The organism is Rhodobacter sp. 24-YEA-8, from assembly GCF_900105075.1.
Taxonomy (GTDB): domain Bacteria; phylum Pseudomonadota; class Alphaproteobacteria; order Rhodobacterales; family Rhodobacteraceae; genus Pseudogemmobacter.
In genome coordinates this window covers 1,154,100-1,166,697 of record NZ_FNSK01000001.1, presented here as the reverse complement: position 1 = coordinate 1,166,697, position 12,598 = coordinate 1,154,100, and the positions used below count along the sequence as shown (strand labels likewise).

Below are 12,598 nucleotides of genomic sequence, written 5' to 3'. Positions count from 1 at the left end.
CGCAAATGAGACCTGACACTGCCATTTCAGCGTGATATTCAGCCTGCGGCAGCCAGGCAAATTTCCACCGGCTACAGTCACCGTTCAAAGGACATGACTATATGTTGAACCCGCGTATCTCGCTTCTCGCTCTTGCACTTGCATTCGGCAGCCCCTTTGCCGCGCTCGCCCAGGACACGACAGAAGCACCCGCTGAAGCAACCGCCGACACCACCGCTCCGGCAGAAGCCGCCGGGCAACCGGCCGGGGGCAGCGATCTGTCGATGGGCTCCGAGATCGGTGGCCAGAGCGCGATCTACACCGCCTCGACCCATGAGAAATGGGAGCTGCGCTGCGAGCGCGTCGGCCTCGAAGCCGATCCCTGCCAGCTTTACCAGCTGCTGAAAGATGCCGATGGCTCGCCAGTGGCCGAACTCGCGATCTTCTCGCTGCCTGCAGGCGCCCCCGGCCCGGCGGTTGCCGGTGCGAACTTCATCGCTCCCTTGGAGACCCTTCTGACCGAAGGAATGCAGCTGACGGTCGATACCGCCAAAGCGCGCGCCTATCCGTTCACCGTCTGCACCCAGATCGGTTGCGTGGCGCGGATCGGTTTCACCGCCGAAGAAATTGCCGGCTTCAAAAAGGGCGCCACCGCGAAATTCGCGATCTCGCCCTTCGTGGCACCGGATCAGAAAGTCAGCCTCGATGTCTCGCTGAAAGGCTTCACCTCGGGCTATGACGCAATGGTCGCGGCTAATGTGAAGGCCGATGCAGCCGCCGCGGCTGCCGCTGCCGCAGCGCCGGCTCCTGCCGCCGCCGAGTAAGGACCTTACCGGGCCGCGCGCAGTGCAAGCACCGCGTTCAGCCCGCCAAAGGCAAAGGAATTCGACAACGCCGCGCCCGTCCGGGCGCGGCGTGCTTCATTCGGGACATGGTCAAGGTCACAATCAGGATCTGCGCGGTCCAGCCCGAGCGTCGGCGCGATTACGCCCTGATCCAGCGCCATCAGGCAGGCGATCAGTTCCAGCGCGCCGGTCGCGCCGATCGCGTGACCATGCGCCGCCTTGGTCGATGAAACCATTAGCCCAGTGCCCGCCCCGAACACCTCACGGATCGCCGCAACCTCATTGCGGTCATTGACCCTTGTGCCGGTGCCATGGGCGTTGATATAGCCGATCTCTTCGGGGGCAAGGCCGGCCTCGGCCAGTGCGGCCCGCATCGCCCCCGCGGCGCCGCTGACCGAGGGCACCACGATATCGCCCGCATCCGCCGTCATGCCGAAACCGGCAATCTCGGCCAGAACCTTTGCGCCGCGCGCCCGGGCGCGGGCCTCGTCTTCCAGCACGAAGACCGCCGCCCCCTCGCCCATCACCATGCCATTGCGGCTGGCCGAAAACGGGCGGCATCCGTCGGGGGACAGCACCCGCAGCCCCTCCCAGGCCTTGATACCGCTGAAACACAGCATCGCCTCGGCGCCCCCCGCCAGCATCGCGGGCGCATGCCCGTCGCGGATCAGGCGGAAGGCCTGGCCAATCGCATGGTTTGAGCTGGAACAGGCTGAAGACACTGCGAAAGTCGGTCCGGTCAGCCCGTGCCGCATCCCGATATGCGAGGCGGCGGCGTTCATCATCAGGCGCGGCACCGTCAGCGGCGGCACGCGGTTCCGGCCGCCCTCGAACACCGCACGGTAGTTTTCTTCCCAGGTATGGATGCCGCCGGAGGCCGAACCGATCAGCACCCCCGCCCCTTCGGCCGCGCCCGGCCCGGCCATGGCCAGCGCCTCTTCTGCCGCAGCAAGCGCGTAGCGGGTAAAGGGGTCGTAAAGCGACTGTTCCTGCGGGGTCAGGCCCTGATCCCAGGCCCAGCCCCGGATCTGCGCGCCGATGCGGATCGTCAGCCGGTCGGCATCGCGAAATTCCAGCGGCCCGATGCCCGAGCGCCCCGCCGCCAGCGCCGCATAAGTGCCGGGAAGATCATGGGCCAGTGCATTCACCGTTCCCGCGCCGGTGATGACCACCCGCCTCATAGGTGCCCGACCGGTCTTTGCGCCGCGATCAGTGCCTCGATGCCGCGAATTATGCCGCCGATATCCGAGACGTCCAGATCTTCCGGTCCGGCCTGCCCCGGGTCATTCGGGTTGAAAGGGACCGAGATGTCGAACCTTTCTTCAATGGCGAAAATCGCCTCCACCAGGCCGAGGCTGTCGATGCCCAGATCCTCGGGCCGGTCGCTTTCATTTATGCCGGCAGGATCGATCAGCGCCTGGGCGGCGAGGATCGCGATCACCTGGCTCCCTGTCTCGCTGCGGCTCATCGGGGTGACCCTCAGTCTTCCGTCCCGGCATCAGTGCCGGAGGTCAGTTTTTCCAGCGCGGCGACCCGTGCGGCAAGGCGCGGCAAACGGCGCAGATATTTCTGGATCTCGACATGGGTTTCCATCTTCACCGCAGGATACCCGAGAAGCACCCGCCCCGCCGGCGCATTGGTGAAGATCTTGGTGCCACCACCGCAGATCACATCATCGCCCACGAAGATATTGTCGCTGACGCCGACCTGCCCGGCCAGCACCACGCGGCTGCCGATCTTTGACGAGCCGGCAATGCCGACCTGGCCGCAGATCAGACTGTCCTCGCCGATCTGCACATTATGGCCGACATGAACGAGGTTATCGAGCTTGGTGCCGCGCCCGATGGTGGTGTCGCGGATGGTGCCGCGGTCGATACAGGTATTGGCACCGATCTCGACATCATCGCCGATGGTCACTGCGCCCAGCGAATGAATGCGGGTCCAGCTTTGTTCCAGGATCTGGTCGCGCTGTCCGAGCGTCTCGCGGATCTCTTCGACGCCGGATTTCTCGGGCGTGACAAAGGAGAACCCGTCCGAGCCGATCACCGCGCCGGGCTGGCAGATGAACCTTGCGCCGATGGTGACGCGTGCACCGATCTTTGCGCCTTGCAGGATCATCGCATCTTCGCCGATACGCGCGCCTTCGGCGATCGAGACATGGCTTGCGATCCGGGCATTGGCACCGAGGATCACATCGCGCCCGATCACCACAAAGGGGCCAATCGCCGCACCCTCGCCAATCTGCGCCGTCGCGTGCACCACGGCCAGCGGGTGGATGCCCGGCGCGATCTCCGGCCCCGGATCCATCAGATGTGTGAGCCCCGCCATCGCGAGCCGCCCGCGCGGCGCGAAAATCGCGGCCTCCAGCCCCATCGCGCGCCAGTCCGCCCCCGGCCAGACCACGGCCGCACGCGCCCGGCCCTCAGAGATCCGGCCCGCGTAGCGCGGGTCCATTGCCAGAGCGAGACTTTGCGGCCCGGCGGCCTGCGGCTCGGATGCCTCAGAGACGCGGATCGTCAGATCGCCTTCGGCCACCGCATCAAGTGCGGCTGCAATATCGCCAATACTATGCTCAGCCATCGCAAATCCCTCCGGAACCCGAAGAGACAGTTACTGCGAAACCGTCCGCGCGACCACCCCTTCGGCGCTGAGCGCCGACCAGAGCTTTGCGTCGCGGCCGTAAACGTCGCGCCGATAGCCCATCACGCCATGCCCCTGCGGATAGGCCGTGAAATAGACCAGATGGATCGGCACTTTTTTCTCAAGCTTTACAGGCGTTTCCCGCCCACCCTTGAGAGTTTGGTTGAACTCGCTTTCGATTTCCGGCGCCTGGTTGCGGAACAGGGCATGGGCGAAATCAAAGGGATCGGCGAGCCGGATACAGCCATGGCTGTAAGCCCGCTTGTCATGGGCAAACAGGGATTTAGCAGGCGTATCATGCAGATAGATGTTATGCTTGTTAGGGAACATGAACTTGACCTTGCCAAGCGCATTATTGTCGCCCGGCGGCTGGCGCATGCCAAAGGGGAAGCTGCGCGCGGTATAGCCCGCGAAATTCACCGATCCACGCGGCACGACGCGGCCATTCCTGTCCACGATCTGCATATGGCTGACCGCATTCGGGTTCGAGCGCAAAAGCGGCAGATATTCCCCCACGATGATCGAGCGCGGCACCCCCCAGGACGGGTTCACCACCATATGATCCATCATATCCGAGAATTCCGGCGTGCGGCGGTCCATCTCCTCGCGCCCGATCACCGAGCGCGTGCGAAATGTCACCCGCCCGTCATCAATGATTTCGGCCGAGAAATCCGTCAGATTGACCCAGATCATCCGCCCCGCGCGGTCTATATCCATCCAGCGCTCGCGTTCCATCGCGACAAGGACGGATTTCATCCGGTCTTCGGGCTCTTTGTTGATCTCGGCCAGGGTATCGCCCCCGGCCACGCCATCAGCGGGCAGACCATGCGCCCGCTGGAAATTCATCACCGCGTTTTGCACCATGCGGTCATAAACCGCGGTCGGTGTGGGCGAGAGCCAGCCCATGGCGATCAGCCGGTCGCGCAGGATCACCACACGCTCGCCGGTCGCACCCGGCTCCAGCGCGCCGGCGGGCACCTGCGGCCCCCAGCCCCCCGAAGCGCTCAGCTCCTCAAGGTCAAAACGCGTCTTCATCAGCTGCACATAGGCGTCGGAATCGGGCAGCAGCCGACGCGCCACCGTGGCAGGGTCGCGCGTGGCAATCGCGCGCAGCAATGCATAGGAATCGGGCCGGGTGATCTCGCGCACGATGGTGGAATCGATTTTTGCCGGATCCAGCGCGCCCGAACTGACATCCCGGGCCCAGTCAAGCCAGGCGCGTGTCATCTTGACTTCAAGCCGGCCCAGATCTCCCTCGGTCCTGGCCGAGGCCAGCGCGGCGCGGATCCCGGCCAGATCATAGCGCGCGACCGGCAACCCGTGATCCCCGGCGGTCTCAAGCGCGGCGATCAGCGCCTGGCGGCGGGCCGCATCCTCAGGCCCGGTCCAGAGCGTGTCATATGCAGTATCGCGATACCAGGCTGCGACCTCTTCATCATCCGCCGCAGCGATCGCGAGAGATTGGGAAAATGCCGTGGATTTTGCCGCGACAGGCAGCCCTGCCGATACCAGCCCGGCTGCCAGCACAAACCCAAGCGCTACCGAAGAAAGAAGGCCACGCACCCCCGTTTTCAGACCATAACCGGGGAGGGAAATCGGCATCTGCAACCTCGTAAACATGCGAAAAGCTTCGGCTTCAGCTAGATTCAGCGATTTGGACACCATGTCCATTCACAATCCTGTCCATCGGGCCCCATATTGCGCTCCCCCGACAGACCCGGGCCGGTTTTTCGATCATAGTTGCAGCAGGGCCACGCTGACCACCAGTCAGGAATTCAGCGATTTTTTGCTTATCGGCGGTTGAGTGGGGAACCAAAGGCAATCTTTGCTTGGGCTTCGAATCATGATGTGCCATACAGACCATGCATCCGGAAGGGCGCAGGCAAATGCGCCAGCCGAAGATGAACGTGCAGGAGAAGCTGCCGCTCAGGCAGTCGACAAGACTAAACTACGGGACAGGCTATGACTGAAAACACATCGAACCTTATCTCGCGTCGCGGGCTGTTGGGCGTGTTCGCGGCTACGGCTGTGGTTGCCGCGCCAACCTATTCCAATGCTTTTGGCGTGCTGAAAGGTGCGGGCGATATCCGCCGCATCCGGATGTATTCGGGCCGTACAGGCGAAAGCATCGACACGATCTACTGGATCGAAGGCAAATACATTCCGGAAGTATTGAAAGAAATCAATCACTTCATGCGCGACTGGCGCACGGGCGATGTCAAGCAGATGGATCCGCGCAATGTCGATATCATGGCTGCGGCGCATCGGCTGATGGATGTCAGCGAATCTTACATGCTGCTTTCTGGCTTCCGCAGCGCCAAGACCAATGCGATGCTGCGCTCGCAATCGGGCGGGGTCGCCAAGAACTCGCTGCATCTCGTCGGCCAGGCTGCCGATCTGCGGCTGAAATCGCGCTCGGTGAATCAGATGGCACGTGCGGCTGCGGCCTGTGCAGCTGGCGGCGTCGGCCGCTATTCGCGCTCGGACTTTGTCCATATGGATTGCGGCGCGGTGCGCAGCTGGGGCGCCTGAGAAAAACCTCTGAAACCAGAGATCAAGTCCGGTTTTCAGACAACCCTGTTTCCACAGCGCTTTGAACAAGGCACCCCGCGCGGGTGCCTTTTCGGTTCTGGCAGCCGGGCTGCGGACCATCTTAGCATACAATGGCATACCGATTGATTTCCGCTGCCATGCTGCGGTACAGCAATCCCCGAGAACTTGCAGGAGGCACGCATGTCTGCGACCCGAACTGAGACCCGTACCGAGACCGACAGCTTTGGCCCGCTGGACGTCCCCGCGGATAAATACTGGGGCGCCCAGACGCAGCGCTCGATCATCAATTTCCCGATTGGCTGGGAAAAGCAGCCGGTCCCGATCATCCGCGCGCTCGGCGTGATCAAAAAGGCGGCGGCGACAGTCAATGCCGCCCAGGGCGATCTGTCCCAGGACCTGGTTGGCGCAATCGCGCAAGCCGCGCAGGAAGTGATCGACGGCAGGTTCGACGACAATTTCCCGCTGGTGGTCTGGCAGACCGGCTCGGGCACCCAGTCGAATATGAACGCGAATGAGGTGATCTCGAACCGCGCGATCGAGATTCTCGGCGGCGTGATGGGCTCGAAAAAACCGGTTCACCCGAATGACCATGTAAATATGGGCCAGTCTTCGAACGACACTTTCCCGACCGCAATGCATGTCGCGATCGGGATGCATACGCGCGATGTGCTGCTGCCCGGGCTCGAGAAACTCGCGAAAGCGCTCTGGGCGAAATCGTCTGAATTCAAAGACATCATCAAGATCGGTCGGACCCATACTCAGGATGCGACACCGCTGACCCTGGGCCAGGAGTTTTCGGGCTATGCGACCCAGGTCGACCGCGGGATCGAGCGCGTGAAGCTCGCCCTGCCGCATATCTATGAGCTCGCCCAGGGCGGCACCGCTGTCGGCACCGGCCTGAACACGCGCAAGGGGTATGATGTGGCCGTGGCGGCCGAGATCGCAAAGATCACCTCCCTGCCCTTCGTGACTGCCCCGAACAAGTTCGAGGCGCTGGCCGCGCATGACGCGATGGTCTTCTTCTCGGGCGCGCTGAAAACCGTGGCCGCGTCCTTGTACAAGATCGCAAGCGACCTGCGGCTCCTGGGCTCTGGTCCGCGTTCGGGTCTGGGCGAGCTGATTCTGCCGGAAAATGAGCCCGGATCCTCGATCATGCCGGGCAAGGTCAACCCGACCCAGGCCGAGGCGCTGACCATGGTCTGCGCCCATGTCATGGGCAATGACGCGGCGGTGACCTTTGCCGGCAGCCAGGGCCATTTCGAGCTGAACGTCTATAATCCGATGATGAGCTATAATGTGCTGCAGTCGATCCAGTTGCTGGGCGATGCGGCAAGCTCCTTCACCGATAATATGGTGGTCGGGACCCAGGCGAATATTCCCCGGATCGAAAAGCTGATGAAGGAATCGCTGATGCTGGTGACGGCGCTGGCGCCCACCATCGGTTATGACAATGCAACGAAAGTGGCCAAGACCGCGCATAAACACGGCACAACCCTGCGTGAGGAGGCAATCGCGCTCGGCTTTGTCGATGGCGAGACTTTCGACCGCATCGTGCGTCCTGAAGATATGATCGGTCCGAAAGACTGATGGCAGACCTCGTCAACCTGAACCGCTTCCGCAAGGATCGGGCGCGCCGCGAAAAGCGGGCACAGGCTGACGCCAATGCCGTAAAATTCGGTCGCAGCCTGTCAGAGCGCGCGGCTGAAGAGGCGCGGGTGGAGAAATCCACCCGCGAACTCGACCAGCACCGGCGGGATACAGGATCCGAGCCCGGTCCGTCAGCCGGACCAGATCCTGATCAGGATTAACCCCCGTTTAACCCGGATCAGTGCACCCTCCGACAGGAGGTACGCCATGATCGGGTTTTCAGATCGTCTGAGCCGTGAGGCCTGGACCCTGCATCTCTTTTCATCCCAGGCCGCCCGAAGCGGTGGCGTGATCCGCCGCAAGGTCCGCGATATCGAACGCTTTGCCGGACGGGCCTGGTTTCTGTCTGAGATGAAAAGGCGTGGCTTCCCCGTGGTGGAAAACGCGGGGCAATTCGTGATCTTTTGCAACTGCGAACCGCTCCGCCGCGTCGTCTGAAACGATTTCTGTTCAGAAATCGTGCCGGAGTTTTGCAAAACTCCGGCTGGCGCCCCTGCCCGGCGCTTGGTAGCCTCAGCCATGGCTGGTCCGGAAAAACACTCACTCACGCTGCGCGGCCACCGCACCAGTGTCACGCTGGAGCCGGAATTCTGGCAGGCTTTCCTTGAAATTGCGCATGCCAGGCCCTGTTCTGTTAATGCCCTGGCATCTGAAATTGACGAAACACGGCGCCCGGAGGAAGGTCTCGCCTCAGCGATCCGCGTCTATTGTCTGCAGCATTTCCGGAAGCCCGGGGCCTGACATACGCACGGCCCTTATCCGCGACTGCCGGGCTGCGCTCCCGATTGAAACCGTTCCCGATCCGGCCTGCGCCAGGGAGGGTGTTGTGCTGAAGCTGTTGGCCTGCGGCATCTCCTGCGCGGACCCGCATGGCTGGGTGGGCGAATACCCGAAGGTCAGTCCGCGCTTCGCAGAGCCGGTCAGGGCCGTGACCCGACAGGAGGTGTCTTTCGGCTGCCGGACTGTGGCCTGGCTCCACGCCTTAAGAGGTCGCTGAAAACCCCTGCCTTGTCGTCCCGAGGCCCCTCGTGAAAGACGGTTCATCGCCCCCTGCATGGACGAAGGGGGCCAAGCGTGGACCCTACGAAGCGACGGGATCTCTGTTCAGCGAGGTCGACCCCGAGCACCGCATCCCGCCGCGGCAACCACAGCGCAAGATCCGGGCCGTCGTCAACGATGCGCTGCGCTCACTGGATGCCGAACTCGACCGGCTTGGTGCAGAAGAGGGTCGCCCCGCAATCGCGCCGGTACGACTGATCCGGGCCGGCCTGCTGCAGTTCCTTTTACCGACGCGGTCCGGGCAGCAGCTCATAGAACAGACGGATTACAGCCAGCTGTTTTGCTGTTCTCTGGGCCTCGGGATCAGGGTCCCCACGATGTTCACGAAGAACCGAAACCAGATCAGAGAAACGCCAGGCAGGACGTGTTCGTTCACGTAGCGATGTTCTGCAACCCGAAGCGCAGGCATGCGAGGAACTGAAAACTCTCGCCCGCCGGGTTCGAATGGCAACAGAAGATGAGACGCGAAAGCATCCAGAAAACGCGGGTCTGTTCAAGACTGGCACCAGGAGCCGGGGCCCCGACAGCGCCACCAGCAGCATCGCATCCAAAAACATCGTTGCTCTGAGCGGCTGCGGCGACCAGTCACTGTTGGCGTGCTCGGGATTGAGGCCACGACCTACAGCGCGTCACGCTCCCTGCGCCCGCCGGGCTGCCAAGTACAGGTCGGCCTTGCCGCCGGGCACTGCGCGCATATGCAGGTCGATCAAAACACAATATACTGCCACCAGTTTGCGGTCTTTGGCTCACGCGGAACGCGCCTTACTTGCACACCCCGTCCTTTGCGCAGCCAGTCGCGCCTGTCGCTGATCTGAACCGGCCGCCTCGACGCCCCCTCACCCCAGCCGGGCAAGCGCTGCCGCCAGATCGCCATATCCGGTAAATCGACGCTCATAGACCAGGCCCAGCCGCGCTGCACAGTCTTGCGCCTTCGCGTCCAGCGCCGGATCATCGGTCTGCGCCTGGTAGACCAGCTTTTCATAATTCCCGAAGATCATGTCGCGCAGCTCCGGGTGCCGGTCGAGCCCCATAGGCTTCCACACGAAAGCCTCAAATTGCCGGACGAGAAAATCGGTGAGGTAAAAGGCGGTGAACTCTTCCTCTGACCGCGCCGCAAAACTCTCATTGCCCTCGAAAAACGAATAGCAATGCGGGCCTGCCACCATCTCGACCCCCAGCTCCGCACAGCGCGCAGCAAGCAGGCCGCCCGTGCCGCAATCAGCATAGACCACAAAAATCCGGGAATAGCTGTCCTGCCAGGCAAGGACCGCCGCTTCGACCGCAGCGGTGATCTTATCGGGCCAGAGATGCAGATTGGCGGGCAGACATTGCAGATCGAGATGGGTCCAGCCATTGGCGCGTTTCAGATCAAGGATTTCACGCGCCAGCGCGCCGCAGGCGATCAACAGGATCCGCCCCTCGCCCTGGTCCTCTGCCCCGCCTGGCACGATAACCTCTTCTGCAGCCAGGTTCGGCCTTTCCATCACAGGCCTCCGATTTTCGGATTCACCGCAAACGATATCGTCGGCCTGAGCCTCAGGCCGCGACCGTCACCAGATTTCAGTGCCACCGCTTCATGCCAAGGGCCAAGCTCCCGAGCATCGCCACCACCGCAATGACGGATAATGGCACACCAAGGCTCAGCGCCAGCGAAAGCGTCAGACCAGCGGCAAGGATCACCAGGGCAATCAGCCCGAGAAACGACGTTAATGGCATTTTCGCAACCCTCCACCTGTTAAATCTGGGGTCACAACCGGGCCCGCACAAGGCCGAAAACAAATCAGGCTCCGGATTGCGCCGGAGCCTGTTAATTTCGGGGGTATCTCAGGCGCTCAGCTGATTGTGCCGCCGCGCGACCAGCTGTTTCGCGGTCTCGACCGCCACCGCCGCGTCGCGGCAATAGGCATCCGCACCGATCGCCCGGCCGAATTCCTCATTCAGCGGCGCCCCGCCCACAAGCACGATATAGTCCTCGCGCATGCCTTTTTCCTTCAGCGTATCAATCACCACTTTCATATAGGGCATGGTGGTGGTCAGAAGCGCCGACATCCCAAGGATATCAGGCGTTTCCGTGCCAAGCGCCTCAAGATATTTCTCCACTGAGTTGTTAATGCCCAGATCCACAACTTCGAAGCCGGCGCCTTCCATCATCATCGCGACAAGGTTCTTGCCGATGTCGTGAATGTCACCTTTGACGGTGCCGATCACCATCTTGCCCATGCGCGGCGCGCCGGTTTCCGCCAGCAACGGCTTGAGGATGGTCATCCCCGACTTCATCGCATTTGCCGAAAGCAGAACTTCGGGCACGAACAGGATCCCGTCACGGAAATCATCGCCGACGATCTTCATGCCGGCCACCAGCGCCTGGGTGAGCACGTCATAAGGCGTCCAGCCGCGGTCCAGCAGGAGGCGCGTCCCCTCTTCGATCTCGTCCTTCAGCCCGTCATAGAGATCGTCATGCATCTGCAGGACAAGCTCGTCATCGGGAAGTTCCGAGAGGATGATTTCGTCGTCATCGGCCATGGGGCGCTCCAGCGGAGAGAGTTCGTTCCCCCTTCAATGGGCTGAAAACGACACTTCCACTCAGATGTTTGCGACACTAGCGAAGAGAAAGCCGACTTCCGCACGTTTCCCCCTTTTCTTTGCCGGCGCATGTTCTATTTTTGTTCTTAACTTTTTTCAGGGAATCCCACCGTGCCAGCGCCCCGTCCTTCAAGCCCTGTGACGACACCGCTGCCCGGTCTTTTGCCGGGACAGCGCGTCAGGGCACGCGGTGCCGGTCTGAATGAGGCCGGCCGCTATGAGCCGCATCACCGCGAGACGCTGTCCGACGGCTGGGATATGGTCGAAGATGACGCGCTGGTGCAGACGGAAATCAGCCGCGAAATGCCGAAATCCGCGATCAGCCGCAATGCCTCGCCCGATCTGCCCTTTGACCGCTCGGTCAATCCCTGGCGAGGCTGTGAGCATGGCTGCATCTATTGTTTCGCGCGGCCGACCCATGCCTATCTCAACCTCTCGCCGGGGCTGGATTTCGAGACGAAGCTCATCGCGAAACCGGGGATCGGCGCGGTGCTGGACCGTGAACTTCGCGCCAGAAGCTACAAGGTCGCGCCCATCGCGCTTGGCACCAATACCGATCCCTGGCAGCCGGGCGAGGCGCAATACCGGGTGACGCGTGAGGTGGTCGAGGTGCTTTCAGCCTTTCGCCACCCGCTGGCGATCACCACCCGCGGCACGCTGATCGAACGCGATATCGACCTTCTCGCGCCGATGGCGGCGGAGGGTCTTGTGCGGGTGGGCATCTCGATTACCACGCTGGATCAGTCGCTTGCGCGCAAGATGGAACCCCGCGCACCGGCGCCTGCCCGCAGGCTTCAGATCATAAGGCGGCTGAGCGAGGCCGGCATCCCGGTGCGGCTGATGCTGGCGCCGGTGATCCCTGGCCTGACCGATCACGAGATCGAGCCGCTGCTGGAAGCCGCGCAGGAGGCCGGCGCGACCAGCGCAAGCTGGATCTCTCTCCGGCTGACGCAGGAGGTGGCTGGGCTGTTTCGCGACTGGCTGGAACGGGCCGAGCCCGGGCGCGCGACCAAGGTGCTGAACCGGGTGCGCGAGATGCATGGCGGCAGGGATTATGACGCCACATTCGGCAAAAGGATGAAGGGCGAAGGTCTCTGGTCGCGGCTGATCGCCGACCGTTTCCGCCGCGCGGCCGCGAAACTGGGCCTGGACGCGCCGCAGCCGGCGCTGCGCTGTGATCTCTTCCGGGTGCCTTTTGCCAGAGGCGACCAGCTCGGCCTGTTCTGATCCGACGAGCCAGAAGACCGGTTTCTGTGACAGAAACCGGATAAATTTCTTTTAAGAAATTTGCG

The 12,598-nt window shown here is 62.5% G+C and carries 14 protein-coding genes and 1 pseudogene; 8 read left to right on the top strand and 7 right to left on the bottom strand.

All coding sequences use genetic code 11. The annotated features are described in order from the left end of the window. Nucleotides 1–101: 101 nt before the first annotated feature. Nucleotides 102–803, top strand: coding sequence for an invasion associated locus B family protein (locus tag BLW25_RS05885; RefSeq protein WP_092897254.1), 702 nt, complete (start codon nt 102–104; stop codon nt 801–803). 5 nt (nt 804–808) lie between these two features. Here the strand turns inward: BLW25_RS05885 and BLW25_RS05880 are convergent, their stop codons facing one another. Genes BLW25_RS05880 through BLW25_RS05865 form a run of 4 tightly spaced genes read right to left on the bottom strand, consistent with a single transcriptional unit; the run spans nt 809 to nt 5,066 of the window. After that, nucleotides 809–2,005 carry a beta-ketoacyl-[acyl-carrier-protein] synthase family protein gene (locus tag BLW25_RS05880; protein WP_092897252.1) on the bottom strand — a complete coding sequence of 399 codons (1,197 nt, stop codon included), beginning with the start codon at nt 2,003–2,005 and terminating at the stop codon, nt 809–811. Then, the gene (locus BLW25_RS05875) at nt 2,002–2,292 is read right to left on the bottom strand and encodes an acyl carrier protein (protein WP_092897250.1); all 291 of its coding nucleotides are present in this window, start codon (nt 2,290–2,292) and stop codon (nt 2,002–2,004) included. The genes BLW25_RS05880 and BLW25_RS05875 overlap by 4 nt, the downstream gene beginning before the upstream one ends. An 11-nt stretch (nt 2,293–2,303) precedes the next feature. Next, nucleotides 2,304–3,404 carry a UDP-3-O-(3-hydroxymyristoyl)glucosamine N-acyltransferase gene (locus tag BLW25_RS05870; RefSeq protein WP_092897248.1) on the bottom strand — a complete coding sequence of 367 codons (1,101 nt, stop codon included), beginning with the start codon at nt 3,402–3,404 and terminating at the stop codon, nt 2,304–2,306. A 30-nt stretch (nt 3,405–3,434) separates the two neighbouring features. Further along, nucleotides 3,435–5,066, bottom strand: a complete 1,632-nt coding sequence (locus BLW25_RS05865) for a L,D-transpeptidase family protein (protein ID WP_092901592.1) — start codon at nt 5,064–5,066, stop codon at nt 3,435–3,437. A 360-nt stretch (nt 5,067–5,426) separates the two neighbouring features. On the opposite strand from BLW25_RS05865, the gene BLW25_RS05860 reads away from it, so the two are divergent. The 6 genes and pseudogenes from BLW25_RS05860 to BLW25_RS05835 all read left to right on the top strand — a co-directional run. Continuing rightward, complete coding sequence (locus BLW25_RS05860) at nt 5,427–5,996, top strand: peptidoglycan L,D-endopeptidase MepK (RefSeq protein WP_092897246.1); 570 nt, start codon at nt 5,427–5,429, stop codon at nt 5,994–5,996. A gap of 201 nt (nt 5,997–6,197) precedes the next feature. Further along, the gene (gene fumC / locus BLW25_RS05855) at nt 6,198–7,604 is read left to right on the top strand and encodes a class II fumarate hydratase (RefSeq protein WP_092897244.1); all 1,407 of its coding nucleotides are present in this window, start codon (nt 6,198–6,200) and stop codon (nt 7,602–7,604) included. Then, complete coding sequence (locus tag BLW25_RS05850; RefSeq protein WP_092897242.1) at nt 7,604–7,825, top strand: DUF4169 family protein; 222 nt, start codon at nt 7,604–7,606, stop codon at nt 7,823–7,825. The genes fumC and BLW25_RS05850 overlap by 1 nt, the downstream gene beginning before the upstream one ends. A gap of 46 nt (nt 7,826–7,871) precedes the next feature. Next, nucleotides 7,872–8,102, top strand: coding sequence for an N-(5'-phosphoribosyl)anthranilate isomerase (locus tag BLW25_RS05845; RefSeq protein ID WP_092897240.1), 231 nt, complete (start codon nt 7,872–7,874; stop codon nt 8,100–8,102). 81 nt (nt 8,103–8,183) lie between these two features. Then, a complete protein-coding gene (locus tag BLW25_RS05840) occupies nt 8,184–8,405 on the top strand; it encodes a ribbon-helix-helix domain-containing protein (RefSeq protein WP_092897238.1) in 222 nt (73 codons plus the stop codon). Nucleotides 8,406–8,692: 287 nt separating this feature from the next. After that, a pseudogene (locus tag BLW25_RS05835) lies at nt 8,693–9,076 on the top strand (transposase); the annotation flags it as partial. Nucleotides 9,077–9,559: 483 nt separating this feature from the next. On the opposite strand, the gene BLW25_RS05830 reads toward BLW25_RS05835, so the two are convergent. From BLW25_RS05830 to BLW25_RS05825, 3 genes are all read right to left on the bottom strand, one after another. Next, nucleotides 9,560–10,207 carry a DUF1638 domain-containing protein gene (locus BLW25_RS05830; protein WP_092897234.1) on the bottom strand — a complete coding sequence of 216 codons (648 nt, stop codon included), beginning with the start codon at nt 10,205–10,207 and terminating at the stop codon, nt 9,560–9,562. Between the two features lie 76 nt (nt 10,208–10,283). Beyond that, complete coding sequence (locus tag BLW25_RS24270) at nt 10,284–10,439, bottom strand: hypothetical protein (RefSeq protein WP_171909486.1); 156 nt, start codon at nt 10,437–10,439, stop codon at nt 10,284–10,286. Between the two features lie 108 nt (nt 10,440–10,547). Next, complete coding sequence (locus BLW25_RS05825) at nt 10,548–11,246, bottom strand: corrinoid protein (protein ID WP_092897232.1); 699 nt, start codon at nt 11,244–11,246, stop codon at nt 10,548–10,550. A 198-nt stretch (nt 11,247–11,444) separates the two neighbouring features. Between BLW25_RS05825 and BLW25_RS05820 the strand changes: the two genes are divergently transcribed. Then, nucleotides 11,445–12,533: a PA0069 family radical SAM protein gene (locus BLW25_RS05820; RefSeq protein WP_092897230.1), complete on the top strand. Its 1,089-nt coding sequence runs from the start codon at nt 11,445–11,447 to the stop codon at nt 12,531–12,533. The last annotated feature ends 65 nt before the right edge of the window (nt 12,534–12,598 follow it).